General features: G+C 71.3%; 27 protein-coding genes. 17 read left to right on the forward strand and 10 right to left on the reverse strand.

Going from position 1 to position 25,852, the window contains the following annotated elements:
• Nucleotides 1–74 precede the first annotated feature (74 nt).
• The gene (locus P0592_RS04900; protein WP_276273154.1) at nt 75–1,772 is read left to right on the forward strand and encodes a sensor histidine kinase; all 1,698 of its coding nucleotides are present in this window, start codon (nt 75–77) and stop codon (nt 1,770–1,772) included.
• Between the two features lie 24 nt (nt 1,773–1,796).
• Nucleotides 1,797–2,897, forward strand: a complete 1,101-nt coding sequence (locus P0592_RS04905; protein ID WP_276273155.1) for a tRNA (guanine(26)-N(2))-dimethyltransferase — start codon at nt 1,797–1,799, stop codon at nt 2,895–2,897.
• Here the strand turns inward: P0592_RS04905 and P0592_RS04910 are convergent, their stop codons facing one another.
• Nucleotides 2,898–3,314, reverse strand: coding sequence for a hypothetical protein (locus tag P0592_RS04910; RefSeq protein ID WP_276273156.1), 417 nt, complete (start codon nt 3,312–3,314; stop codon nt 2,898–2,900).
• An 88-nt stretch (nt 3,315–3,402) separates the two neighbouring features.
• On the opposite strand from P0592_RS04910, the gene P0592_RS04915 reads away from it, so the two are divergent.
• The 6 genes from P0592_RS04915 to P0592_RS04940 all read left to right on the forward strand — a co-directional run bounded on the left by P0592_RS04915 (nt 3,403) and on the right by P0592_RS04940 (nt 8,368).
• Nucleotides 3,403–4,836: an MATE family efflux transporter gene (locus P0592_RS04915; RefSeq protein WP_276273157.1), complete on the forward strand. Its 1,434-nt coding sequence runs from the start codon at nt 3,403–3,405 to the stop codon at nt 4,834–4,836.
• Nucleotides 4,837–4,965: 129 nt separating this feature from the next.
• Entirely contained in the window at nt 4,966–5,601 is a 636-nt protein-coding gene (locus P0592_RS04920) for a hypothetical protein (protein ID WP_276273158.1), read from the forward strand.
• 120 nt (nt 5,602–5,721) lie between these two features.
• A complete protein-coding gene (locus P0592_RS04925; protein ID WP_276273159.1) occupies nt 5,722–6,561 on the forward strand; it encodes an aldo/keto reductase in 840 nt (279 codons plus the stop codon).
• Nucleotides 6,562–6,634: 73 nt separating this feature from the next.
• Nucleotides 6,635–7,450, forward strand: a complete 816-nt coding sequence (gene pheA / locus P0592_RS04930) for a prephenate dehydratase (RefSeq protein WP_276273160.1) — start codon at nt 6,635–6,637, stop codon at nt 7,448–7,450.
• A gap of 37 nt (nt 7,451–7,487) precedes the next feature.
• Nucleotides 7,488–7,895, forward strand: coding sequence for an Hsp20/alpha crystallin family protein (locus P0592_RS04935; RefSeq protein ID WP_276273161.1), 408 nt, complete (start codon nt 7,488–7,490; stop codon nt 7,893–7,895).
• 2 nt (nt 7,896–7,897) lie between these two features.
• Nucleotides 7,898–8,368: a peroxiredoxin gene (locus tag P0592_RS04940; RefSeq protein WP_276273162.1), complete on the forward strand. Its 471-nt coding sequence runs from the start codon at nt 7,898–7,900 to the stop codon at nt 8,366–8,368.
• 10 nt (nt 8,369–8,378) lie between these two features.
• On the opposite strand, the gene leuS is transcribed toward P0592_RS04940, so the two are convergent.
• The 6 genes from leuS to P0592_RS04970 form a co-directional block, all read right to left on the reverse strand.
• Entirely contained in the window at nt 8,379–11,051 is a 2,673-nt protein-coding gene (gene leuS, locus P0592_RS04945) for a leucine--tRNA ligase (RefSeq protein ID WP_276273163.1), read from the reverse strand.
• 75 nt (nt 11,052–11,126) lie between these two features.
• A complete protein-coding gene (locus tag P0592_RS04950) occupies nt 11,127–12,023 on the reverse strand; it encodes a hypothetical protein (protein WP_276273164.1) in 897 nt (298 codons plus the stop codon).
• A gap of 86 nt (nt 12,024–12,109) precedes the next feature.
• Nucleotides 12,110–13,189, reverse strand: a complete 1,080-nt coding sequence (locus P0592_RS04955) for a class I SAM-dependent methyltransferase (RefSeq protein WP_276273165.1) — start codon at nt 13,187–13,189, stop codon at nt 12,110–12,112.
• Between the two features lie 43 nt (nt 13,190–13,232).
• Entirely contained in the window at nt 13,233–13,670 is a 438-nt protein-coding gene (locus P0592_RS04960; RefSeq protein WP_276273166.1) for an SHOCT domain-containing protein, read from the reverse strand.
• Nucleotides 13,671–13,708: 38 nt separating this feature from the next.
• A complete protein-coding gene (locus P0592_RS04965) occupies nt 13,709–14,827 on the reverse strand; it encodes a 60S ribosomal export protein NMD3 (RefSeq protein WP_276273167.1) in 1,119 nt (372 codons plus the stop codon).
• 73 nt (nt 14,828–14,900) lie between these two features.
• Complete coding sequence (locus P0592_RS04970; RefSeq protein ID WP_276273168.1) at nt 14,901–15,794, reverse strand: NAD-dependent epimerase/dehydratase family protein; 894 nt, start codon at nt 15,792–15,794, stop codon at nt 14,901–14,903.
• A gap of 102 nt (nt 15,795–15,896) precedes the next feature.
• Between P0592_RS04970 and htpX the strand changes: the two genes are divergently transcribed.
• From htpX to radA, 4 genes are all read left to right on the forward strand, one after another.
• Nucleotides 15,897–16,781, forward strand: coding sequence for a zinc metalloprotease HtpX (gene htpX, locus P0592_RS04975; protein ID WP_276273169.1), 885 nt, complete (start codon nt 15,897–15,899; stop codon nt 16,779–16,781).
• A gap of 85 nt (nt 16,782–16,866) precedes the next feature.
• Nucleotides 16,867–17,484 carry a PspA-associated protein PspAB gene (gene pspAB / locus P0592_RS04980; protein ID WP_276273170.1) on the forward strand — a complete coding sequence of 206 codons (618 nt, stop codon included), beginning with the start codon at nt 16,867–16,869 and terminating at the stop codon, nt 17,482–17,484.
• Between the two features lie 7 nt (nt 17,485–17,491).
• Nucleotides 17,492–17,941: a hypothetical protein gene (locus P0592_RS04985; RefSeq protein ID WP_276273171.1), complete on the forward strand. Its 450-nt coding sequence runs from the start codon at nt 17,492–17,494 to the stop codon at nt 17,939–17,941.
• Nucleotides 17,942–18,060: 119 nt separating this feature from the next.
• Entirely contained in the window at nt 18,061–19,107 is a 1,047-nt protein-coding gene (gene radA, locus P0592_RS04990; protein WP_276273172.1) for a DNA repair and recombination protein RadA, read from the forward strand.
• A 362-nt stretch (nt 19,108–19,469) separates the two neighbouring features.
• On the opposite strand, the gene P0592_RS04995 is transcribed toward radA, so the two are convergent.
• The gene (locus P0592_RS04995) at nt 19,470–20,573 is read right to left on the reverse strand and encodes an aldo/keto reductase (RefSeq protein WP_276273173.1); all 1,104 of its coding nucleotides are present in this window, start codon (nt 20,571–20,573) and stop codon (nt 19,470–19,472) included.
• A 55-nt stretch (nt 20,574–20,628) separates the two neighbouring features.
• Entirely contained in the window at nt 20,629–21,636 is a 1,008-nt protein-coding gene (locus P0592_RS05000; protein ID WP_276273174.1) for a CPBP family intramembrane glutamic endopeptidase, read from the reverse strand.
• 114 nt (nt 21,637–21,750) lie between these two features.
• Between P0592_RS05000 and P0592_RS05005 the strand changes: the two genes are divergently transcribed.
• From P0592_RS05005 to P0592_RS05025, 5 genes are all read left to right on the forward strand, one after another.
• Nucleotides 21,751–22,653, forward strand: a complete 903-nt coding sequence (locus P0592_RS05005; RefSeq protein ID WP_276273175.1) for an acyltransferase — start codon at nt 21,751–21,753, stop codon at nt 22,651–22,653.
• Between the two features lie 99 nt (nt 22,654–22,752).
• A complete protein-coding gene (locus P0592_RS05010) occupies nt 22,753–23,016 on the forward strand; it encodes a DUF7577 domain-containing protein (protein ID WP_276273176.1) in 264 nt (87 codons plus the stop codon).
• A 30-nt stretch (nt 23,017–23,046) separates the two neighbouring features.
• Nucleotides 23,047–23,760, forward strand: a complete 714-nt coding sequence (locus P0592_RS05015; RefSeq protein ID WP_276273177.1) for an Nmad3 family putative nucleotide modification protein — start codon at nt 23,047–23,049, stop codon at nt 23,758–23,760.
• A gap of 118 nt (nt 23,761–23,878) precedes the next feature.
• Nucleotides 23,879–24,565: an RAD55 family ATPase gene (locus P0592_RS05020; protein WP_276273178.1), complete on the forward strand. Its 687-nt coding sequence runs from the start codon at nt 23,879–23,881 to the stop codon at nt 24,563–24,565.
• A complete protein-coding gene (locus tag P0592_RS05025; protein ID WP_276273179.1) occupies nt 24,562–24,972 on the forward strand; it encodes a DUF8057 family protein in 411 nt (136 codons plus the stop codon). The genes P0592_RS05020 and P0592_RS05025 overlap by 4 nt, the downstream gene beginning before the upstream one ends.
• A gap of 39 nt (nt 24,973–25,011) precedes the next feature.
• Here P0592_RS05025 and P0592_RS05030 read toward each other — a convergent pair whose 3' ends face one another.
• A complete protein-coding gene (locus tag P0592_RS05030; RefSeq protein ID WP_276273180.1) occupies nt 25,012–25,806 on the reverse strand; it encodes a CARDB domain-containing protein in 795 nt (264 codons plus the stop codon).
• Nucleotides 25,807–25,852: the final 46 nt, after the last annotated feature.

Below are 25,852 nucleotides of genomic sequence, written 5' to 3' on the forward strand. Positions count from 1 at the left end.
CGGCGGCCCCGTCGCGCTCGACCTGTCGGCCGGACAGACGGAAGCGTAAACAGGCTCGCGGTCCACTGACGACTATGACGGTCCCCTGGGTCACCGTCGGGTCGTTCGCCTCGGGGCTGGGGTCGCTGTACCTCCTGTCCCGGCTGCGGCGGCACTGGGGCAAGCCGGGGGCGAAGTGGTTCGTCGCCACCATCGCGACCGTCGGCGTCTGGTGTTTCACCTACGGCGTCGCGCTGCTGGTGTCGACACCGATGCTCCGGCGGGGCCTGGAGGCGGTGACGTGGCTCTGTCTGGTGTGGGTCGGGTTCTTCTTCCTGGCGTTCGCGCTGGGGTACACCGGGCGGACGCACATCGTCGGGAGCCGGGTGTTCGCGGTGCTGGGGTTGTTCCCCGTCGTCGCGTCGGGCCTGGTGCTGACGAACCCCCTGCACGCGCTGCTGTGGGACCGGTTTCGCATCGCCTCCGTCTGGGGCGTGACCGCGGTCGAGTACGCCTTCGAGCCGCTGGGGTACACGGTGATCCTCGTCTCGATGGTGTTCGTCAGCCTGGGGACGGGGCTGGTGCTCGATACGGTGGTGAGCTACGGCTCGCTGTACCGCCGGGAGGCCATCGCCGTCGCCGTGAGCCCGGTCCCGCCCGGCATCGGCGTCCTGGTGTGGGCGCTGGGTGCCGGCCCGGTGGTCAACCTGACGACGCTCCTCTTTCTCCCGCACGTCGCGCTTGACACCTACGCGTTCGTCCGGAGCGACATGTACGAGTTCCACCCCGCGACCCGGCGCGCGGGCGAGCGGGCCGCCATCGACGACATCGCGACGCCGGTGGCCATCGTCGACACCGACGGGCGCATCGTCACGCTCAACGCCGCCGCAGAGCGGATGTTCGACGCCGACAAGCGGGCGCTGCAGACGGAGACGCTGGACGACGCGCTGGTCGGCGACAGCTTCGCCGCCGGGGAGACGGACGGGCGGCTCTCGGTCGAGAACGGCGACCGCCGGCACACGTACAAGGTCAGGCAGACGGACCTGCGGGACGCGCGGGGCGTCCACCTCGGGTACACCGTTCTCTTCCAGGACATCACCGAGGAGATCCGCCGCGAGCGACGGCTGGCGGTCCTCAACCGCTTTCTCAGGCACAACGTCCGCAACGAGGGCGTGGTCATCCGCGGCCGGGCGGAGCTGCTCGCGGCGGAACTGGACGGGGAGCTGGCCGGGTTCGCGGAGACGATCGGGGACGCGATCGACCGACTGGTCGAGTCCGGCGACAAGGCCCGGACCCTCTCCGAGGCCGGCGGTCGGGAGGACCGGCAGACGGTGGCCGTCCGTGACCTCGTCGAGAGCGCGGTCGCGTCCCTGACCGACGAGTACGGCGGGGCCGTCACGGTCGACGTGCCCGCGGACTGTACCGTCGAGACGCGCCCGGTGTTGCTGGACGTGGTCGTGACCAACCTCGTCGAGAACGCGCTGGAACACGTCCCGGACCCGACCGTGACCGTCGCGGCCGCCGTCGACGGAGACGAGGTGGTCCTGACCGTGACCGACGACGGTCCCGGCGTCCCGGACCACGAACTCGCCGTGCTGGAGCGGGGCGAGGAGACGGACCTCGACCACGGCAGCGGCGTCGGCCTCTGGCTGGTCCGGTGGGCGGTGACGACGCTTGAGGGGACGCTCGACTTCGACGCCGGCGACGGGACCCGCGTGACCGTCCGGCTCCCGCGGCGGACGGCCGACGCCGGGGCGGCAGCCGACGAACTCGCCGAGGGTCGAACGACTTAACGGGACCGGCGCGGAGAGGGTGGTATGCGCGTCAGCGAGGGGCAGGTCACGGTCGAGGTGCCCGAGCAGGCCGACGCCGGCAAGGGCGAGAACGTCTTCTTCAACCCCGTCCAGGAGCTGAACCGCGACATCACCGTCGCGGCCCTGCGGGCCTACCGCGAGCGGTCGGGCGGCGAGACGTATCTCGACGCGACCGCCGCAAGCGGAATCAGGGGCGTGCGGGCCGCCGCCGACGGCTGGGAGACGACGCTCTGTGACGTCGATCCGGACGCGGTCGCCCTCTGCGAGCGGAACCTCGAACGGAACGACCTCGCGGGGGCGGTCCGCCACGAGGACGCGAACGTCCTCATGCACGCCGAGGCGTTCGACGTGGTCGACGTCGACCCGTTCGGGACGCCGATCCCCTTCGCCGACGCCGCCGTCCAGGGGACGAAGGGGCTGCTCTGCGTGACGGCGACCGACACCGCGCCGCTGTGTGGCGCACACTTCGAGAGCGGCGTCCGCAGTTACGGCGCGGTCCCGCGCAACACGGAGTTCCACGCCGAGATGGGGATGCGGGTGCTGCTGTCGGCGATGGTCCGGACCGCCGCCCGCTACGACATCGCGGCCCGGCCCGTCCTCAGCCACGCGACGAAACACTACGCCCGCACGTACCTCGACTTCGAGCACGGGGCGACTGTCGCCAACGACTGCATCGACGACCTGGGCCACGTCCACCACTGCCAGCGCTGTCTCTGGCGCGCCCACGAGCGGGGGCTCATCGCCGACCCGCCGGCGGAGTGTCCGAACTGCGGCGAACACCTCCGGACCGCCGGCCCGATCTGGCTCGCCCGGACCTGCGACCCCGCGTTCGCCGACGCCGTCGCCGACCAGGTGACCGACGAACTGGGTACCGCCGAGGAGGCGCGGGAACTGCTGGCCACGCTCGCGGCGGAGCTGGACACCCCCACCCACTACGATCAGCACCGGCTCTGCAAGCGGTGGGGCCGGGGGGCGGAGGCGATGGACGCGTTCCTGGCGAAGCTGCGGGCCGCGGGTCACGCCGCGTCCCGGACCCACTACGGCGGCACGACGTTCAAGACCGACGCCGACGTGGCCGAGATCCGGGACGCGACCGCGGAGTGACTACCGCACCGTCTCGTGTTCGTTCCCGTCGGTCGCCGACCGGACGAGCCCGTAGCCGATGAGGTACAGCGGCCGCAGGAAGTAGTTCGCCATCCCGGTGAGCCCGAGGAGCCCGCCCAGTGCCTGGACCTCCTCGGGGGTCGCACCCAGCTCCAGCACGACCGGTACGGCCGCGACCGCGGGGGCGAGCCACAGCGACGCGAGCAGGCCGTCCAGGTCGACGCCGGCGACGGACCCGAGACGGGACTCGTCCGGGCGCGTGAGGTAGAGCCCGGCCGCCAGCCCGCCAAGCAGTGCGACGAGCGCCAGCGACCCGGCGAGGCCGGCCAGCCCCAGCGCGAGCAGTAGCCCGGCCGAGACGAGCAACAGCAGCGTCACCTGCGTCGACCCGGACCGGATGGCTTGCTCCGTCTCCATACCGCCGACTGGGTCGGGCGGCGCATAAACCCTGCGCGCTGGCGCGGTTCCGAGCCGTATTTGCGTGTCCGCCAAGTAGGGCGGCCGCGTGTCGACCCGCTACAACCCCGTCCGCGCCCTCCTCCTCGGCGTCGGCGGCCTGCTCGCGCGTGCCGGCCTCGTCGAGCGCGAGCGGGTCGCGCGGGCGACGGACCTCTCGTGGCCCCGCATCGTCACCGGCCTCGCGCGGATGTCGAAGTCGACGGCCGACCTGGCGATGGTCGGGGCCGCGCTGGGGGAGTTGGCCATCGCCGGCGTCGGCTTCGCCGCCCCGTTCTGGGGACTGGTCTTCGCCGTCGGCGGCGGGATCGCCGGCGGGACCATCGGGATGGTCTCACAGCGCTACGGGGCCGACGCCCGCGAGGAGCTGTCGGTGACGGTGACGACGAGCGCCGCCGTCGCCGTCGCCGCGACGCTCCCGCTGGCGGCGCTGTTCTGGACGGTCCCGGACCTGCTCGTGGGCCTCGTCGGGTCGGGCGAGCGGTCGGTCGGCTACGGGACCCGCTACCTGCGGACCCTCGCCGTCGGCGCTCCCTTCGCCGCGCTGAACCTCGTCGGCAGCCGCACGCTCGTCGGTGCCGACGACGCCCACGCGCCGATGGTCCTGCGAGCGGGCGGGGCGGCGGTCAACGTCGCGCTCAACGCGGTCCTGATCTTCGGACTGGGGACGGGCGTGGTCGGTGCCGCCGTCGGCACCGTGGTCGCGAACGTCCTCGTCACCGTCGCGTTCGTCGTCGGCTTCGCCCGCGGCGGCCTGCCCGGGGTCGACTTCCCGATCCGGGTTCGGCTCGCCCGGCCCGTACTGGACGCCTCGCTGGCCCGCGACCTCGCCGAGGTCGGGTCCCCGCTGGTCGGAACGAACCTCGCCCGGACCGGCGCGCAGTTCCCGCGGCTGTTCGTCGTCGGCCTGTTCGGGCCGACGGTGGTCTCGGCGTACGTCGTCGCGCTCCGGGTCCGCGCGCTGCTCGACACCCCCAACTGGGGGCTGAGCCTCGCCTCCAGTAGCCTCGTGGGCCAGGCGCTGGGCGAGGACGACGAGCCCGCGGCGACGGCGTGGGCCCGGACGGTCCTCCGGCTCGGCGTCGGCGTCTACCTCGCGGTCGCCGCCGCGCTGCTCCCGTTCTCCCGGCAGGTCGGGCGGCTGTTCGCCGACGGCGAGGTGCTGGGACTGGTGACGGCGTTCGTCGCGGTCGCCTGTGCCAGCGTCGTCTTCCGGGGGATCGACGGCGGCGCGACCGGGCCGCTCCGTGCCAGCGGCGACACCCGCTGGCCGCTGTACTCCCAGCTGGCCGGGATGTACGTGTTCGCGCTGCCCGTCGCCGCCGTCGGCGTCCTCGTCCCCGAGATCGGGGTGCTCGCGCTGTACGCCTCGCTGTTCGCCGAGACGGCCGTCCCGGCCGCGATCACGTACTACCGGTACCACTCCGGCGCGTGGCGGGTCGTAAGCCGTTCCTACCGGCCCGACACCGCGCTCGACGACTGAGGCCGAGCCGTCCGTGGTGCGGACCCACACGGTCACAGCCACACCCTACCGAGACCGGTCGGCGACCCACGCAAAAGGGTTATGTTGCCGCTTGAGAGAGGGTCGTACGAACGGTATCGGCACCCAATCATGGCACCCGACTCTACCCACGACGACCGTATCACGAGCGCGATTCTCTCCGACGACACGTACGAACGCCTCCGCTACGAGCGACACGCCTTCCTCGGCCAGCCCGTTCACAAGACGTTGCTCCTCCAGAGCGCCGTCCTGGGATCGCTGGCCCTGATCCTGCCGATGTACGGGCTGTTCCCGGAGGGGACCGCGTCCTACCTCCCGGCGACGGACCCGACGACGGCGTCGCCGAAGGTCCTCCTGCTCGGCGTCTTCGGCGGCGTGCTGGAGGTGCTGGGCGCTGGCCTGCTCGTGGTCGCCGCGGCGTACCGCGTCCGCCACGCGCCGCTGACGGAGGCACAGGCCCACGCGGCCCTGGACGCGGAGGAGTTCGCCCGCGGTGTCGGCCTGGTCACCGGCGGCCTCGCGATCCTGCTCACCGTCTGCCTGTTCGCCGTCGGCCTCGGCGGCGAGTCGGCGACGGCGTCCTACGTCGCCACGATGGGCGCGAACCCCTTCGCCCCCTCCGGGTTCGGCCTCTCGGTCAGCACCGTCTCGATCTGGGCCTTCGCCGCGAGCGTCCTGGTGTTCTACGCCGGCAGCTACACCCAGGTCCGCGTCCTGTTGGAACGGCTCCGGAACCGCCGATCGTGATCGTTGTACGTCTGTTCCGCATCGACCGCCCGACGACGGGCGGTCGTAGCGGGAAATCGGTACAGCGCTCACTATAACCCACCCGGCCCCATTTCAGGCTGGCCCGCGAACCCGGCGTCGATGGTCGAGAACCAGAGCGACACCTTCGACATCGGCGGCGACCTGACGGTGAACCGGCTCGGCTTCGGCGCGATGCGGATCACCGGCGAGGGGATCATCGGCGAACCGGACGACGTCGGGAACGCCCGTGCCGTGCTGGAGCGGGCGGTCGAGCTCGGCGTCGACTTCGTCGACACCGCCGACTCCTACGGGCCCGGCGTCTCCGAGCGACTGATCGGCGAGACGTTGGACACGGCGTCGGAAGACCTCGTCGTCGCGACCAAGGGCGGACTGCTGCGCAACACCGACGCCGACTGGCTCCCCCACGGCGACCCCGACTACCTCCGGAACGCCCAGCTGTGTTCCCGGGACCGCCTGCGGACCGAGCAGATCGACCTCTACCAGTTCCACCGCCCGGACCCCGACACCGACTTCGAGGACTCCGTCCACGCGCTGGCGGAGCTGAAAGACGAGGGGCTGGTCCGCCACGTCGGCCTCTCGAACGTCAGCGTCGACCAGCTGGACCGGGCACGGGATATCGTCGAGATCGCCACCGTCCAGAACGAGTACAACGTCGCGAACCGCGAGGACGAGGACGTGCTCGCGGCCTGCGAGAACTACGGGATCGGCTTCATCCCGTGGTTCCCGCTGGCGGCGGGGGAGCTCGACGACGTCGACGGCATCGACCGCATCGCCAGCCGCCACGACGCCTCGCGGTACCAGATCGCGCTGGCGTGGCTGCTGGCCCACTCCGACGTGACCCTCCCGATCCCCGGGACGGCCAACGTCGCCCACCTGGAGGAGAACGTGGCCGCGACGGCAATCGACCTCCGGGACGAGGAGATCGACCGGCTCGCCTGACCCGACGGCCGCGGCGACGCAGTCACGCGCGGCGACCGGGCCGTTTTTGTCGTCGTCCGGAGTACGGGCGGGTATGACGACCATCACGCTGGGGCCAGCCGGGACCTACTCCCACCGGGCCGCGCAGGCGGTCGAGGGGGGCGACATCTCCTTCTCGGAGTCCGTCACCGGCATCGTCGAGAGCGTCGCCGACGGGGCGGCCGACCGGGGGGTCGTCCCCGTCGAGAACAGCATCGAGGGGTCGGTCACGGAGTCGCTGGACGCCTTCGCCGAGCACGACGTGGCCGTCGTCAGGGAGATCATCACCCCCATCCGCCACGCCCTGCTGGCACAGGGGGAGAGCTTCGACCTCGTGGCCAGCCACGCGCAGGCGCTGGCCCAGTGCCGGGGCTGGCTGGAGGAACACTACCCGGACGTGGAGCTGGAGGCCGTCGCCTCCACCGCCCGCGGCGTCGAGCGCGCCCGCGAGGACCCGAGCGTGGCCGCCATCGGCCACCCGGAGAACGCCACGAACGGCACCGACCTCGACGTCCTGGCCGAGGACATCCAGGACCAGTCCTCGAACGCCACCCGCTTCGTCGTCGTCGCGCCCGCCAGCGAGCGCTCCGACGCCGGCGGCAAGTCCTCCTTCATCGTCTACCCCAACGCCGACTACCCCGGCCTCCTGCTGGAGCTGCTGGAACCGTTCGCCGACCGGGACATCAACCTCACGCGCGTCGAGTCCCGCCCCAGCGGGGAGCGGCTGGGCGACTACGTCTTCCACATCGACGTCGCCGCCGGCCTCTACGAGGAGCGCACCCAGGCGGCGCTTGCCGACATCGAGGCCATCGCGGAGGACGGCTGGGTCCGGCGGCTGGGGTCCTACGACTCCGAGACGGTGCTGAACTGACGCGCCGCTTAAGTTCTCGCCGAGTGTACCGCCGTCTATGACCGACCGCGATCCCTTCGACGAACTGGAGCGGGCCTTCGACGTGCTCGGCGAGCAGTTCGGCGTCGACGCCGACACGGTCCCGACCGACGTCGTCGACGAGGGCGACGCCTTCGTCGTCCGCGCCGACCTGCCGGGGTTCGACACCGACGACCTGGACGTCCAGCTGGCCGAGGACCGCAAACTGACCGTCAGCGCCGAGCACAGCGAGACGAGCAGTCACGAGGACGGCCGCTACGTCCAGCGCGAGCGCCGCCGCCGGTCGGCCAGCCGCACCGTCGTCCTCCCCGAGCCCGTCGACGAGACGGGGACGGAGGCGACCTACGACAGCGGCGTCCTGACCGTCCGGCTCCCGAAGGTCGGGCCAGCGGACGACGACGAGGGGACGGACATCCCGGTGAACTGACGATGGTGCTCTCGCCCGGGACGGCGGTCCCGACGGTCCGCGCCGACAACCAGGCCGGCGACCGGCTCGAACTCGCCTTCGAGACGCCGACGGTGCTGTACTTCTACCCCGAGGACGGGACCCCGGGGTGTACTTCGGAGGCCGAGGCCTTCGAGGCCCGGTACGACGCGTTCGCCGACGGCGGGGCCGAGATATACGGCGTCTCGCCGGACAGCGTCGACAGCCACGCCGCGTTCGCCGACGAGCACGACCTCTCCTTCGACCTGCTGTCGGACCCCGAGGGCAACGTCGCCGAGGCGTTCGGCGTCGACCTCGTGAACGGCCGCCCCAAGCGGACGACGTTCGTCCTCGCGCGCGGGCAGGTCGTCGGCGTCTACGAGGGCGTCCGGCCCTCGGGCCACGCCACCGACGTGCTGCGTGACCTCGCGGAGTCGGGGCTCGTCGAACCGGTAGAGGCGAGCGAAGGGAGCTGAGAGCGAGCCGCTACGCCTCGATGTCGATGGCGGGCCGGCCGGGTTCGGCCTTCGCCGCCAGGTCGTCGGCCGCCTCCTCTGCCGACTGGACGACCACGTCGGCACCGAACTCCCGCTCGACCAGCCACGCCGCCCGCTCCAGGGCCGCCCGCTCGCGTTCGGGCGGGAGGTGCTCGTCGTAGTTGGCCCGCCCCGCCAGTTCCTTCGCGAAGTCGGCGGCGGCCTCGCCGTACTGCTGGAGGTCCGCGTTGCCCATCACTTCTGGGACGACCCGGTCGGCAGTCCGGGCGATGTCGACCACGCGGTGTTTCCACGCCGGCGCGACCGCGAGCGTGATGGTCTCGGGGTCCTCGATGCCGACGGTGTCGACGATGTCCCGGACGTCCTCGCGGGTGTTCTCGACGAGGCGGCGCTCGACCTCGTAGTCGGCGGGGGCCGCCGCGTCGGGCCAGTCGGCCTCCGCCAGCAGGCCGTCGTTGCCGAACTCGGCCCAGATCTCCTCGGCGACGTGGGGCGCGACTGGGGCCAGCAGTTTCGTCGCGGTCACCAGCCCCCGCTCGAAGGTGTCGGCGTCGGGGTCGGTCGCCTCCTGGTAGCGCCGCAGCAGCGACACCAGTTCCCGGACCGCCTGCAGGGCGTGGTTGAACCGGAAGTCCTCGTACTCCGCGGTCGCCGCCGCGGCGGTGGCCTCGATCTCGCGGGCCACGTAGTCGGCGACGTTCGCGTCGTCGCCGCCGGTCTCGATCTCGCCGTCGGCGTAACTCTCGGCCAGCGTGTAGAGGTTCTGCAGGAACGAGTGGGCCGACTGGACGCCCTCCGGGCTCCAGGCGAACTCCTTCTCGGGCTGGGCGGCCTCCATGATGAACAGCCGGGCGGTGTCGGCACCGTACTCCTCGATGATCCGCTGGGGCGAGACGCCGTTGCCGCGGCTCTTGGACATCTTGTTGCCGTCCTCGCCCAGCACCATCCCCTGATTGGTCAGGTTCGTGAACGGCTCCCGGACCCCGTCGAGCAGGTCGATGTCGTCCAGGACCTTCGTGAAGAACCGCGCGTACAGCAGGTGCATCACGGCGTGTTCGATGCCGCCGACGTACTGGTCGACCGGCATCCAGTCGCTGGCCCGGTCGGCGTCGAACGGGGCGTCGGTCAGGTCCGGCGAGGTGTACCGCAGGAAGTACCACGAGGAGTCGACGAAGGTGTCCATCGTGTCGGTCTCCCGGACGGCGTCGGCCCCGCAGTCGGGACAGTCGACGTGTTTCCACTCCTCGGCCGCATCGAGGGGGTTCCCGGTCGTGTGGACGAACTCCGGCAGCTCGACGGGCAGGTCCTCGTCGGGCACCTCGACGAACCCGCAGTCGTCGCAGCGGATCATCGGGATGGGGGTCCCCCAGTAGCGCTGGCGGGAGATGCCCCAGTCCCGGAGGTTGTACTCCGTGCGGTGTTCGCCGTCGAAGGCCTCGACGAACTCCTCGCGGGCTTCCTCGCTGGTCAGGCCGTCGTACTCGCCGCTGTCGACGAGGACGCCGTCCTCGGTGTACGCTTCCTCCTGGACGTCGATCGCCTCGGGATCGGCGTCGGCCCCGGGGGCCGGCTCGACGACCTGCCTGATCTCGACGCCGTGGTGAGTGGCGAACTCGTGGTCCCGCTCGTCGTGGGCCGGCACCGCGTACAGCGCGCCGGTGCCGACGTCGGTCAGCACGTAGTCGGCGACGTAGACCGGGATCTCCTCGCCGGTGGCGGGGTTGGTCGCGTACTCGCCGGTGAAGACGCCGGAGGTCACGTCCAGCTCGTCCTCGTCGGCGGCCTCGGCCATCTCGACGTACTCCGCCACGTCCTCGTTGTCCGCGGCGATCTCCTGGGCGACGGGGTGGCCCGGGGCCAGCGAGAAGTAGGTCGCCCCGTAGATGGTGTCCAGCCGCGTCGTGAAGATGTCGACGTCGCCGTAGTCGCCGACCTCGAAGGCGACGCTCGCGCCCTCCTGCTTGCCGATCCAGTTGCGCTGCATCTCCCGGACGTTGTTCGGCCAGCCGTCCAGGTCGTCCAGCGCGTCGAGCAGCTCCTCGGCGTAGTCGGTGATGGTGAGGAACCACTGGTCCATCTCGCGGTGCTCGATGGGCGTGTCACACCGCCAGCAGAGCTCGGCCTCGCCCTCGACCTGCTCGTCCGCGAGGACGGTCTCGCAGGAGGGACACCAGTTCAGTTCGGCGGCCTGGCGTTCCACGAGGCCGGCCTCGCGGAACCGCTTGAACAGCCACTGGTTCCAGCGGTAGTAGTCGGGCTCGCAGGTGGTGACCTCACGCTCCCAGTCGTAGCCAAAGCCCATCTCCGTGAGCTGTTCTTTCATCGAGTCGATGCACTGCATCGTCCAGTCGCGGGGGTTGGTGTCGCGCTCCTCGGCGGCGTTCTCGGCGGGCAGACCGAACGAGTCCCACCCCATCGGGTGCAGCACCGCCTCCCCGCGCATCCGCTCGAAGCGGGCGAAGGCGTCGGTGATGGTGTAGTTCCGGACGTGGCCCATGTGCAGCGAGCCGGAGGTGTACGGGAACATCGCCAGCACGTACTCCGGGTCCGCGGCGTCGTCGTCGATGCGGAACACGTCGGCGTCGTCCCACGCCGCCTGCCAGTGTGGCTCGACCTCCCGGTGGTCGAAGCCACGCTCGCGCTCCTCGCCAGTCGTGGTCATGATACCGTGATTTCGGGCACCGACGATGCTATACCTTTCCCTTCGGGTGGCCGTGGCGCGTCGCAGATCAGGGGGTCACTCCCCGCGCATCGACTCGGGGAACCGCACGTCTGCCCACCAGTCCGCGCCGCCGTCCCGGAGCAGCCACTCCCCGCCGAAGTACGGGTCCAGCTCGACGGCGTCGTGGGCGCGGAACCGCTCGACGAGGGCGACGAACGCCTCCGAGGGCGGGTCCTCGGACTCGACCTCATCGCCCTTCGCCTCGTCGAGGAGCGCCCGCTGGTCGGACGGCAGGCCGTCGAAGGAAAACTGGAACCGCTCGCGGGCGACGGCGGCCACCCCGGCCGCGTCCGCGGCCAGCAGGTCGGCGCGGTAGCGGTAGTCGGCGACGGTCACCTCGCGGCTGTCGCGGACGGCGATGCCGAACGTCGCGCCCTCCCGCGTGACGCCGTCGTACTCGGGTTCGGGGACGACGACGGATTCGCCGGCCTCGGCGTCCGTGTAGCGCACGCCGATCCCGAACGCCTCCCCGGAGTCCCGCGCCGTGTCGGGGTCGAGGATCCGATCGAGTTTCGCCCGGTCGACGGCGGGGAGGTCGGCGTAGGCGACCGTCCGCTCGGGCGGGGGGTCCGGGTCGAACGTCGACTCGACGCCGTACTGCGTCTGCGTGCGCTCGTTCGTGACCTCGTAGCCGACGTCGTAGTAGGACCGCTCGTACTCGATCGGGTTCGGCGGCTCGAACGGCGGGTTCGTGTCCGTCACCGTCGCGCGCTCGGCGTCGTCCTCGACGGCACCGACGACGAGGTCGCGATAGGAGTCCGAGAGGGCGTCGATCGGGGTCGCCCACTGCTTCGCGAGGGCGGTGTCGTCGCTCACGTCGGTCAGGCGCACGGACCCGCGCGGGTCCGAACAGCCGGCCAGCGGGAGGGTCGCGGCGACGGCGACGGAGGCGAGGAATCGGCGGCGGCGCATATCCGGACACTGTCACAGAGCAAGTGAGTAGTTTGTGGTCGCTCAGTCCGCGTTGTAGCGTCCGAGCCGGGGACGCCGCGGCCCCGCTACTCCACTCGCGCGTCGACGACGACGTGGGCGACGCCCTCGCTGTACCCCTTGACGCGGCGGGTGTCGAGCACCTCGACGGCGCGGTCCGCGTCCGCCGCAGCCGATTCGAGGCGCTCGATCGGGCGGTCGAACACCAGCGCCTCGGGCGTGGCCTCGTGCAGGTGGACGACGCCGCCCGCGGCGACGGCGTCCAGCGCCGCGTCGAGGTACTCGTGGGCCTCGTAGTAGCCCATCACGACCCGGTCGGCGGGTGCCTCCTCGGCGAATCCCGGGACGACCTCCCGGCAGTCCGCCCGGTAGGGCTGGACCCGCTCGTCGACGCCGTTGCGCATCGCGTTCTCGACGAGGTAGCGGAAGGCGGTGGGGTTGCGCTCGACGGCCGTGACCTGCGCGCCGGCGCGGGCCATCGGCAGCGTGAAGTAGCCGACCCCGGCGAACATATCCAGCACCCGTTCGCCCTCGCTGCTCGCGGCTCCACCGCTCGCACTCTCCGAGGGCTCACTCCGTTCGCCCTCGCTCCCGCGGACCACCTCGCCCATCCGCGCCCGTTCGGCCTTGTTGCCCGGCGAGAACATCACCTCGGCGAGGTCCAGCGCGTACTCCGTGCCGTGTTCCGTGTGGACCGTCTCCGTGTCGCCCTCGCCGGCGATCACCTCGACGTCCGGTTCGCGGTGCGGGCCGTCGATGCCGCCGCGGGCCAGCACCGTGTCGGCCTCGCCGTGGATCGCCAGCAGCGCCTGGCCGACCTCGCCGGGCCGGGGGGCGTCGCCGACGTCCACGAGGACGACGCTGCCGACGACGGCCCACGAGGCGGGCGCGGCGGCGAGTTCCCGGTCGTCCCACCCCATCTCGCGGAGGTGGTCCTCGATCCCCCGCAGTCGGGGCTCGCCGACCTGCCGGACCACCTCGCGGACGTCGCCGGAGGACGGCGGGTCCGTCACCGGCACCGCGACGCTGTCGGCGTCCCACGCCCGGACGCTCCGGTCGGGGTCGTAGACCCCCTCCTCGCGGAAGGCGTCGATGGCGGCCTGCGCGCGCGGTTTCGCGACGACGGCGGCGAGGCGGTCGGGACTCATCGACCGGAGACTGCCCCTCGACGGCCGAAACCGTTTCGGCTCCTCACCCGCGCTCGGCCACCGGGTCGCGTTCGGCCTCGTCGGTCGCGTCTTCGTCCGCCTCGCCGAGGGCGTCCTCCGTCGCCAGCAGGTCGTCGAGGCGCTCCTCGAAGGTCTCGCGGTCGATCTCGCCGCGGGCGTAGCGGTCCCGCAGCGCCGCGACGGGGCCGTCGGCGTCGTCGGACGCCGGCTGGCCGCTGCCGAGCGAGAGGTCGGGGACGGCCGCCGGGGTCGGCCACACGAGCAGCGCCGTCACCGGCGTCGCCAGCAGCAGTCCGACGGCGAGGGTCTCGGCGACGCTCTCGGCCGGCAGGCCGTTGATGACCTGCAACACCGCGACGAACAGCGTCGAGAGGGCGACGAACACCGGGAGGAGCGCGACGGCTTCGCGGAGGCGCGCCCGGACCGGTGACGGGAGCGAGGGGAACCAGTTTTCGGACATCGGGGGCGGGTTCGCCCGAGACGGTGTAAAAGGTTCGCCTACGTCCCCTCGCCGGGCAGGACGTGGAGGCCGGCGCGGCTCTTGAACACGGGCACCTCGTCGGCGTCGGTGTCGAGGTAGTCGGGTCGGGGGACCGTCTCGCTCGCGAACGTCTCGGGGTCTAACACCTGCACGGCGTTGGCGTCCTCGACGGCGACCAGCGTCGTCGGCTGGCCGTCCGCGCGAAAGCCAAGGCGCTCGGCGTCGGGGGCCTGGCCGTCCTCGAAGCGGGCCTCGTAGGCGTCGCCGGTCGCCAGCCGGACCCCCTTGAGGTTCCCCTGGACCGAGCGCACCAGCACCGGCCCGTCGCCGTCCTCGGGGTCGATGATCTCGCCGGGCCGGTAGCGGGGCAGGCGGACGGCGTAGGTCATCCGGTAGAGCTTCTGGCCGTCCTCGTCCTCGCTGACCAGTCGCTTCGAGTCGGAGTACGAGCCGCCCAGCTGGGCGGTGATGCGCTTGGCGATGCCCTGTCCCATCTGGGTCGTCGAGATCTTCATGTTCAGCCCGTCGTCGACCTGCTTGGCCTCGGTGATGAAGGCGTTGCGGTCGCCGGTGGCCTCCCGGTCGGCGACGTACTCGCGGGCGATCTCCTCGGCCCGCTCCAGTTCCTCGTCGGTCGGGACGCGGTCGTCGGCCCGCACCTGGACGATGCTGGCGAAGGAGCCGCCGGCGATCTTCCCGCAGCGCTTGCAGGTCTCCCGGGAGATCTTCACCGGCACGGTCACCTGCTCGGTGACGGGTGTCTCCCGGACGACGCCGGAGAACTCCGCGTGCATCCGGATGGTGTTGGGGTCGACCTGCTCGGGGGCGACCTGCCAGGCGACCGACTGGGCGTCGACGTGGACCCCCAGGGCGTCGCTGACCTGGTCGACGGCCACGTCGGTGTAGTCTTCCGCGCCGACGTCGACCCAGCGGTTCCCCTCGTGGACCGCGCCACACCGCGAGCAGACCCGCACCTGCACGCGGTCGGGGGCGTCCACGAGGTCGAACCGCTCGAAGTAACAGGCGTCACACAGCACCCGCTGGGAGTCCCGCGCGCCGGGCAGGTCCGGCCGGTCCTCGGGTGGCTCGGCGATCTCGTCGCCACACTCGGGGCAGAACGCGCCGGAGCGACTCATTACCGGGGGTAGACGGCTCGCGTGGTTAAACGTCGCGCTCCGCCACGGGCCACCTCACCGCACCGGGGCTCGCTCACTCCGCCAGCAGCGAGGGCGGCTCCACGTCGGCGTCGGCGGCCTCGCGCCAGGAGTGGCGCGGTTCCCACTCCAGCAGGCCCCGCGCTTTCGCCGTCGAGAGCGCCGACTGGTCGCCGTCGAGCTCGCACTCCGCCGGCAGCTCGCCCCAGAACTCCTCGACGGCCGCGGCCGTGGGACGGTCGAGGTAGTTGTCGGCGGCCGCGACGTGGAACGCCTCGTGGCCGTCCACGTCGGCGGCCAGCGCCGCCGCCACGAAGTCGGCCACGTCCCGGACGTCGACGTACGACCAGCAGTTGCCCGCGCCGCCGGCGAGGTCCCCGTCGGCGACGGCCCGACAGTTGTACTCCCCGGGGTACTGGATCCAGGAGGGGCGGGCCGACACCACGGAGACGCCGTCGCGGCGCGCGACCGTCTTCGCCACCTCCTCGCCGGCCACCTTCGAGACGCCGTAGGGGTCCTCGGGGGCCATCGGGTGGGCCTCGTCGACGGGGAGATAGGCCGGCAGCGGCGTCTCCTCGGCGAAGGCCATCCCGTAGGCGCTCTCCGAGGAGGCCCACACCACGTCCGCGTCCGCTCGCCCGGCGGCGTCAAGGACGTTGTAGACGCCGGTGACGTTCGTCTCGAACACGCGGGAGCCGGCGTGGCGCTCCGGCGCTGGGAGGGCCGCCCAGTGGACGACCGCGTCCGGGTCGAACTCGCTCACGAGGTCACGGACCTCCGCGCCGTCGGTCACGTCCGCCGCCCGGAAGGTGACGTGCTCGCGCTCGGCGACCTCCCAGCCGGGGTGGTCGAGGTCGACACAGACGACGTCGTAGTCGCCGGCGAGGCGGTCGCAGATCCACCGCCCGGAGCGGCCGCGCCCGCCCGTGACGAGAGCTGTCTCTGACATACCCCGGGTTGTCGCCGGGGACGGAAATGCACGGCGGCGCGGTCCGCGAGTGCGAACTCGTACCACGAGGGCTTTTACCCCGTCGGCGGCGTACACTCTCGTATGCAGTGGCAAACCGACTGGGGACTCCGGGGCCGGATGGCCCTGACGATGTTCCTCCTGTTCGGCCTGTATATCGTCTTCCTGGGCTTCATCGCGCTGTACTTCAGGGGTCGGCTGCTGCCGGTCCTCCTCGTGATGGGCGTGTTCCTCGGCGCGCAGTTCTTCTTCAGCGACAAGCTCGCGCTGTACTCGATGGGAGCCAGCGAGGTCTCCCCCGAGGAGTACCCGGACCTCCACCGGAAGGTCGAACGGCTCGCCCAGCAGGCCGACCTCCCGAAGCCGACGGTCGCGGTCGCTGACTCCCGCGTGCCCAACGCCTTCGCCACCGGCCGCTCGAAGAAGTCGGCGGCGGTCTGCGTGACGACGGGCATCGTGAACACGCTCGACGACGACGAGCTGGAGGGGGTCATCGCCCACGAACTCGCCCACATCAAGAACCGCGACGTGATGGTGATGACCATCGCCTCGTTCCTCTCGACGATCGCCTTCCTGATCGTCCGCTGGGGGTGGCTGTTCGCCGGCGGCCGGGACCGCGGCGGCGGTAACCAGGCCCCGGTCATCGTCGCCATCCTCGCCTCGCTGGTGGTGTGGATCGTCTCGTTCCTGCTCATCCGCGCGCTCTCCCGGTACCGGGAGTTCGCGGCCGACCGCGGCGGGGCAGCCATCACCGGCCAGCCCTCGGCGCTGGCCTCGGCCCTGATGAAGCTGGACAGCCGGATGGACAAGGTCCCCAAGGAGGACCTCCGTAGCCAGTCCGAGATGAACGCGTTCTTCATCGTCCCCATCGACGTGGGCTGGATCGGCCGGCTGTTCCGGACCCACCCGACCACCGAGAAGCGCGTCGAGCGGCTCCGGAACCTCGACCGGGACCTGGAGAGCCGGTAGGGGCCACGGGATCGCGGCGTCCGTCGACCGCCCTGCTCGCGGGACGGACGAAAACGACCTTACCGACGGCCCGCGTTGGGACGGTATGGGACTGCTGGACGGACTCAAGAGCGTCCTCGGGGTGAAGGCAGAGGCCGACGCCACCCGCGAGGCCGACCCGGAGGACCTGTTCGGGATGTCGACGGCCTACGTGACGATGGAGGCCGACCTCGGCTACGTCCCGACGGGCGACGCGGCCCTCTGTTTCGGCGACGTAGACAGCACGGACTTCCGGGACGCCAGAGACGAGGTCGAGACCATCCTCGAGGCCGGCGCGGAGGAGACCGGGACGACGGCCGAGTTCACCGAGGACGACCACGGCTACCGCTGGGTCGTCCTCCACGACGAGGACTTCGAGGACCTCGTGACCTCCATCCACTTCGCCGCCGACACGCTCATCGAGCGCCGCTACGGCTCGCGCCTGCTGGCGGCGCTGTTCGCCTTCGAGGACGAGCGGACCGGCGATCTGGTCTACTGGGTGTACTCCTTCCGCCGGGGGGCGTACTACCCCTTCGCCCCCCACCCCGACGAGGACCACGAACGGGACTCGACGGCGGAGATGAAACTGGAGAACATGCTCGACGGCGAACTCAGCGTCGAGGGCGACAAGGAGTACTGGTACCCGCTGTGGCCCGACCGCGCGGGCGACCACCCGTGGGAGTGACCGACGGATGAGCGACGGCGCGGTGACCGATCCGGACGTGGGCGACCACCTCCGTCTGGACGACGACAGCGGCGACGACCACGCGGCGGGGATCTACCGCGTCGTCGGCACGCCGGACGACAGCGTGACCCTCCTGCGGGTGAGCGACGCCGACGGCCGCCGGGCACACACTGGGGACCTCGTCGCCGTCCCGGCGACGGACCTCGACCGGTTCGCGGCGGCCGACGAACCCGCGGCGACCGTCTCACTCGCCGGGGCCGCCCGGAACGTCTACTGGTCGTTCCGGGCCTTCGGCACCTCGCTCGCGGCCAATCCGCTCCCGTCGGCGGTCTTCGGGGGACTGGTGCTGGCGGGCGCGCTCGGCCCGCGGCTGTTCTCGACGACCGGGCCGCTGTTCGACGGGCTGGTCCTGGCCGGCGCGTTCGGACTGGCCTACGTCGGCAGCGGCCGGCTCTGACCCCTCACCCCTCCTGAACCTTCGCACCGACTGGTCCCTCGGCCCCCCGCCGCCGCCCAGTTTCACTTTCACTCTCCTGTTAACGGGGGTTTATGTACCACCGGGCGTAAGCCACGTCTATGTCCGCAAGCGAGGACCTCGAAGACCTGCCGGGCGTCGGCCCGGCGACAGCGGAGAAGCTCAAAGACAACGGGTTCGACTCCTACCAGGGGATCGCCGTCGCCTCCCCCGGCGAGCTGTCGAACACGGCCGACATCGGCGAGTCCTCGGCCGCCGACATCATCAACGCCGCCCGCGAGGCCGCCGACATCGGCGGCTTCGAGACCGGGTCGACGGTCCTGGAGCGGCGCGAACAGATCGGCAAGCTCTCCTGGAGCGTCGACGAGGTCGACGACCTGCTGGGCGGCGGCGTCGAGACCCAGTCGATCACCGAGGTGTACGGCGAGTTCGGGGCCGGCAAGTCCCAGGTGACCCACCAGCTGGCCGTCAACGTCCAGCTCCCCGCCGAACACGGTGGCCTGGAGGGCGGCGCGATCTTCATCGACTCCGAGGACACGTTCCGCCCCGAGCGGATCGAGCAGATGGTCAAGGGCCACGAGGACGACGTCCTCGAGGACACCCTCGTTCTCCACGGCGTCGCCGACGAGGACGAGGCCGACCCGACCGACGAGGCCCAGCTCGACGACCTCGTCGAGGCGGTGCTTGACAACATCCACGTCGCGAAGGCGTTCAACTCCAACCACCAGATCCTGCTGGCCGAGAAGGCCCAGGAGATCGCCAGCGAGACCCAGGACGACGAGTTCCCGGTCCGGCTGCTCGCGGTGGACTCGCTGACCGCGCACTTCCGCGCGGAGTACGTCGGCCGCGGCGAACTCGCCGAGCGCCAGCAGAAGCTCAACAAACACCTCCACGACCTGATGCGGGTCGGCGACCTCAACAACACCGCCGTCGTCGTCACCAACCAGGTCGCCTCCAACCCCGACTCCTTCTTCGGGGACCCGACCCAGCCCATCGGCGGGAACATCCTGGGCCACACCTCCACGTTCCGGATCTACCTCCGGAAGTCCAAGGGCGACAAGCGGATCGTCAAGCTCGTCGACGCGCCGAACCTCCCCGACGGCGAGGCCGTGATGCGCGTCGAAGAGGGCGGCCTGATGAACGAGTAACGCGCCGACGACGGTTCTCCGTTTCGTCCGTGTCCGTCCCCGAGCGGCGGCGCTCTCGGCCCGCCCGTGACACGTCCACGCGGCCCGAACCCCTCCGTTTCACCTCGAACCCGCCGCCGTCCCGCGTCTTGCGACCGTCTGACGGACCGGAGTGAAAGTGGTCCGTCGCCGACCGAACCGCACGACGGCGGCGTATCTCCTGTCGAAACGGAGGGGTTGCGGTGACGAACCACACGACGGGGACGGGATTCCACCCGTAACGAGCCCCCCGCCTCGTCGATTGCAGATCACGGCGCGATCGGGACGGCCCGCCCGCTCTCGGATCGGAGCGGTCGGTCGAAAACGCGGTCGTCGAGGCCGACTCAGTCGCCGGCGGACTTCATCCCGGTGCCCTCCAGGTCCTCGCCGCCGACGGACGACCGCAGGGCGTCCATCCCGTCGTCGCGGTCGACGCCGAAGTTGTCCTCGTACAGCGCCTGGACGCGCTCGTACTCGTCGTCCGAGAGGGCGGGCGTGTCCGGCGCGGCCGCCCACTCGTCGACGTCGTCGGTCGTCCGGAAGGTGGGCGTGACCGACGCGACCTCGTCGTGATAGAGGAGCCACTGGATGGCGGCCTGGGCCATCGTGCGCTCGCCGTCACGCGCTCGCGGCTGGTCACCGCTCGCGCCGTTCGCGGACCGCGGGTCCGCGCGTTCCAGGAACCGGATGCTCTCCAGCTTCTCCCAGCCGGTCTCGTACCACTCGGTCGGCCGGTGGGCGCGGTGGTCGCCCTCGCCCAACTCCGTCTCGGGCGTGACCTGCTCGTTCAGCAGGCCAGAGGAGTGGGGGACGCGGGCGATGATGGAAGTGTTCGCGTCCCGCTCGCGGATGGTGTCGACGAAGTGCCGGCCCGGCGTCTGCTCGAAGACGTTGAACACCGTCTGGAGCGCGTCGAACTCCTCGGCGACGGCGGCGTCGCCCTCCGCGAGCCACCCGATCGAGGGGCCGAGCGCCCAGCCGACGGCCTCGACTTTCCCCTCCTCGCGGAGCTCGTCCAGCGTCTCCAGGACGTCCTCGTCGACCTCGTCGACGTTGGCGTTGTGCAACATCAGCAACTCGACGTGGTCCATCCCGAGGCGGTCCAGCGAGCGGTCAAGCGCCGTGCGGATCCACTCCGGCGTCACCTTCTTCGGGAGTTCGCCGTGGCCGGCCTGGGGGTTGTTGTAGAAGTCGTAGCCGACCTTCGTCGAGACGGTCACCTCGTCCCGCACTTCCGCGAGGGCCTCGCCGACCAGTTCCTCGCTGTCGCCGTGGCCGTACACGTCGCCGGTGTCGACGTAGGTCACGCCCCGGTCGACGGCGTGTTGGACCATCTCGACGGCGTCCTCGCGGGTGCGGTCGCCCCACCAGTCGGTGCCGACGACCCACGCGCCGAAGCCGACCTGCGAGACCTCGACGCCACTCGAACCGAGCGTGTCGTAGTTCATACCGCCGCGTTGGCACGCTGCGCACTTGTACGTCTTGGTTCGCCCGGCGGCGGACTCACTCCTCGCGGCGGGTCGCCACCCGGAGGTCCGGCGTCGCGACCGACGCCAGCAGTTCGACGCGGCCGTACTCCCGGCGGACCCACCACCAGAGCGCGGCGGTCCCGACGCCGAGGAGTGCGAGCGCGAGCAGGCCCCCCTCCAGTCCGAAGTCCCCGCCCGTGACCAGCGACGGGCCGGTCGCGCGCGTGGACAGGAGTGCGACGCCGGCCCGGATGCCGCTGACGGGGAACCCCCACAGGACCAGCGTGTAGTTCCACGCGACGTGGAACCCACAGGCGATGCCGAGCCGGCCGGTCAGGGCGTAACAGCCGCCCAGCAGGACGCCGTACAGCGTGATGTTGGCGACGCTCAGCGTCGAGGACGCGGGGTTGGTCCAGTGGAGGACGCCGAACAGCGCGCCGGTGAGCGCCACGGCGACGACGGTCGAGCGCCACGCCCCCAGCCACCCGGACAGCCCCTCAGCGAGGTTCGTCAGCAGGTACCCCCGGACCAGGATCTCCTCCGCGCTGGCCTGCACGAGGAAGAACGGGACGAGCAGCGCCAGCCGGACCAGCGGGCCGGTGCCCGCGAACGCGAAGGCGTCGGTCGGACTCGCGGCGAGGACGCCGCCGACGGTGAGGTAGCCGACGCCGGCGAGCGCGACCAGTCCCACCGTCGGGAGTCCGAACCCGAGCGCCAGGCCGAAGCCGGCGTCGCGCCACCACTGGCCGTCGAGCCCCAGGCCGTAGTCGGCCAGCCGCCGGCGGTCCAGCAGGGAGCCGACCCCGAGCGCGACGCCGACGCCCAGGGCGAACAGCGCGATCCGGCGGCCGATAGCCGACACCGCCGCGAGCGGGCCGCGCTCGGCCAGCGGCGGCACCAGTCCGAGCACCGCCCCCAGGACGATGACGAGAAACGCCGTGAGGAAGAACCAGATCACGACGCGCCACGGCGCTCGCAGGCGGTGTTCCGCCGGATTGACGAGGTACCGGCGCACCTCCACGATGAAGTCCGACCTGACCATACCGGGGACTGGAGCGGCGGCGGCATAGACGTTGGCGGTGTGGTGACGCCGGTGTCACCGGCCGACGGCGGCGTAACGGAAACCCCTATCTGACAGCGCGGCCACGTACGGGGTATGACGAAGCGCCACGTGTCGCTGCCGCCCCGCGCCGAGGAGGGTCTGGAGGCGTTCCTCACCGAAGTCGACGAACGCCTCGCCGGCGACGAGGACACCTGCGAAGTGGTGACCGACGTGCTGGTCGACCTCCACGGGGACCGGGAGGCCTACGACCGCTGGCAGGACGGCGGGGACGTCTCGCCCGCCGAACGGGTTCGCCTGCAGGGGTACGATCCCTGCAACACGACGCTTGAGAGCGAGTACTACGCCGAGAAAGACGAGGAGCGGTTCGAGCGCTCGAAGCACCTCCAGTGGCTCTGGCGGCAGTTCGACGCGACCCCGATGGCCGACAACGTCGAGTTCGCCCTGCGCTTTCGCCGGATGCTCGCGGACCACCTCTTCGCCGACTGCGGCGAGAACTGTCGGTTCTTCAAGGGCATCTCCTTCACCTACGGCCACAACATCGAGGTCGGGGACAACGTCGTCGTCCACGACGACGTCCACCTCGACGACCGGGGCAAACTCACTATCGGCGACCGGGTGTCCATCTCCGACGACGCCCACGTCTACAGCCACGACCACGACGTGGTCGACCAGACACACGTGGACAACTACCACACGATCGTCGAGGACGACGTGCGCCTGACCTACGACTCGATGGTCCGGGCGGGCGTCCGCGTCGGGCGGAACAGCATCCTCGCCGCGAAGTCCATCGCAGGTTCGGACATCCCGGCCCACCACATCGCCGCCGGAACGCCCGCGAAGTCGATCGCGGTCAAGGACGGCTGGGAGTCCGTCGCCGACCCGCTGGAGGACGCCAACGTCGACCGCCGCGAGCAGCGCCGCCTCGAGTACGACCTCCCGGAGGACATCGAGCAGTTCGACGAGTTCGGGCGGGACCTCTCGCCGCCGGACCGCTGAGACGGGCCCCCTCCGCGCCCGCCGACGACACGACCTTGCAGTATCAGGTCTGAAACTGCGGGGAGAACACGGAAGTACGAGTTTCTCCCAGAAGGCGGTATGGAGACGTGGATCTGGTTGACGGCGTACGTCGTCGGGTTCGGACTGCTCCAGGTCCTGCTGTACCGCTACGTCCGGCGGCGTGACCCGTCCCCCGAGACGACGGCCGGCGGCGCGGAGCGGGCAGACGCGGGCGGGCAGACGACGACACCCGAATCGGCCGGCGACGCGGCGGGAGCCGTCACCTGCCGACACTGCGGAGCCGAGAACGAGGCCCACGCGATGGTGAACTACTGCCGGGCCTGTGCGGAGTCGCTCCGGTAGGCTCTTTCCCGTCTGGACCGATCGACGGGTATGCGCAGCGTCGCCATCAACGTCGGGGCCAACACCAACGAACCCGGCTTCCGCGGGCCGCTCTTCCCCGACGGGACCTTCGAGTACGTCCCCATCCCGGAGTCGGAACCGACCGCCGAGCCGGTGCCGACCTACGCGGACCTGGACCTGACGACGGACGTGAGCGAGGTCGCCGACACCCCGGTCCACTTCGATCCCGAGTTCCCGGAGGCCGGCGGCGAGCGCTACACCTACGGCGACGAACACGGCGTGAAGGCCGGCCCGCTCTCGGAGCTGTCGACCGGCGACTACCTGTTCTTCTACGCGACGCTGACGACGACCGGCGACCCGCCGGCGTGGGCACCGTCCGACTGGGGTGCCCACGTCGTCGGCCACTTCCGGCTGGCGCGCGAGCCCGTCACCGACGAGGCGTACCGCGACCTGCCGGAGCGCGAACGGGCCGCCTTCGACTCGAACGCCCACGTCAAGCGCGCCGACTTCGACGCGCGGGTCCTGCTGGTGGGTGACCCCGACGGCTCACGTCTCTACGAAACCGTCGTCCCGCTGTCGGAGCCCAGCGGCGGCACGGACGCCGGGTGGCTCGTCACCGACCTGTCCTCGGACTCGGGGAAGGGGCCGTGGTGGCGGCGACCGATGCGGTTCGACGCCGACGGCACGGAGACGCTGCTGTCCCTGGCCGACGCGCCGCCGGCGGCCGCGACCGGCCCGGACTGACCCCCTCGCAGCGTCGTTTCCCTCCCGCGACGTATCGGGCGTCGAGTCGAACGGGGGAGTTATCACGGGTGAAAACAGAGGGTCAAGACATATGTCCAGACGGGCGCACGCTGGTGGTATGCGAATCTCGAGCGGTGTCCCCGGCTTCGACGATCTCGTGGAGGGCGGCCTGCTCACGGACCGCCTCTACGTCGTCAGCGGGCCGCCGGGGAGCGGGAAGACGACCTTCTGCTCGCAGTTCATCACGCGGGGTGCCAAGGAGGGCGAGACCTGCCTCTACGTGACGATGCACGAGACCAAGGAGGAACTGATGCAGGACATGGCCGGCTACGAGTTCGGCTTCGACCGCGCGATGCAGTCCGACGCGGTGCAGTTCCTCAACCTCGTCACCGAGAACGGGAAGCGGACCATCACCCAGTTCGGCAGCGAGGGCGGCCTCACCAACCGCCTGGTCGCCTACATCCGGCAGAACGACATCCAGCGGGTCGTCATCGACTCGACGATGCTCCTCCAGCACTTCATGCAGGACGTCGACGCCGAGATCACCGGCTTCCTCTCCGCGCTGAAACAGACCGACGCCACCATCCTCCTCATCTCGGAGATGACCGACCCCTCCTCCTACAGCGACGAGCACTACCTCGCCCACGGGGTCGTCTTCTTCCACAACTTCCTCGACGGCGGGAGCATGACCCGCGGCGTCCAGGTCATCAAGATGCGCGGGACCGCCATCGACTGTGACATCCGCGAGATCTCCTTCGGCGACCGCGGCCTGCAGGTGGATCCGGAGACGAAGGTCGACACATGAGCTTCTACGAGCGGGAGTACGACGCCGACTGGGACACCCTCGAGAAGGACGCGGCGACCGACCGCGCCTACGCCATCGGGGTCGCCGAACGCCTCGGCGAGTACAACCGCGAGGAGCTGGAGGCCATCTACGCGGAGATGGACACCGCCTACAACCGGAGCATGGTCGAACTGGCCTACGACGAGGGCCGCAACGAGGCCAAGGACGCCGCCAGGTCCGGGAGCGGCGATCCCGAGGCCGTCTGGGCCGAACTCGTCGAGGGCGAGACCACCGTCGTCGAACCCGGGGAACCGCCGACCGGCGGTCGGGACGGCCTGCCCGAGGCGCTGGAACCGACGGAGCTGCTGGACCGCCAGTCCGTCGACAGCACCGAGGCGACCGACAGGCCGGAGTTCCTCGACCGGTAGCCGCTCGCGGGCGGCGGCGCGGACGGCGGGCGCACACGCTCACCGCCGGCGGGTACGCGCGAGCGCGGCCGCGACGAGGAGCGCCACCGCCGCCCCGGCGGCACCGAACCCCGGCCCGCTGGCACCGGCCGTCGTCCGCGCCGCCGTCCCGCCACCGACGCTCATCGACCCCGCCTCGACGCCGCCGACGGCGACGGTCCCGCTCCGGGCCGGGAACGAGAGCGTCACGTTCCGGCGCTGGCCGGGCGCGACCGTCACCGTTCGGTTCGCGACCCCGGTCCCGTCGACCGTCACCGACAGCGTCCGGGTCGCCGCGCGGTCCCCGGGGTTCGCGACCGTCGCGGTCACGCTGGCCTCGTAGCCGCGCCGGGCCCAGTCCGGCGGCTGGGTCGTCGCGACCACCTCGACGCGGCCCGGCGTCAGGGCGACGACCGCGAGCGAGGAGACGCCGTCGGCACTGGCCCGGAGCCGGTCCGCGCTCGCGTTCGTCCGCGTGTCCAGCCGCCGCCAGCCCTCGCCGGTGGCACGGTAGAGGGTCAGCGAGTCCCGCGACGCCGCCGGGAGCGCGCGCTCGTCGACGCGGACGGCGTACTCGACCCGGCCGACCGCCGTCGGCTCCGCCGCACTCGCGACCGGGAGATACCGGACCACGGTACCGCGTTCGACCGAGCCCAGTCGACCGGACTCCGTCCGTGCGGACCCGACGGTCGCGGCGACGGCGTCGCGTTCGGCCCCGAACGTGACTCCGAGGGTCGTCAGGGCCACCGGTGCGTCCGATCCGGTCGCGACTCCCGGCGTGAGCGTCGTCCCGTCGTTCACGTCGCGGAAGACCACCCGGATACCCTCGGCCGTCGGCCGCCGAGTGACCCGCGGTTGGACC

The sequence above is a fragment of the Haloarcula litorea genome (assembly GCF_029338195.1).
Classification (GTDB): domain Archaea; phylum Halobacteriota; class Halobacteria; order Halobacteriales; family Haloarculaceae; genus Haloarcula; species Haloarcula litorea.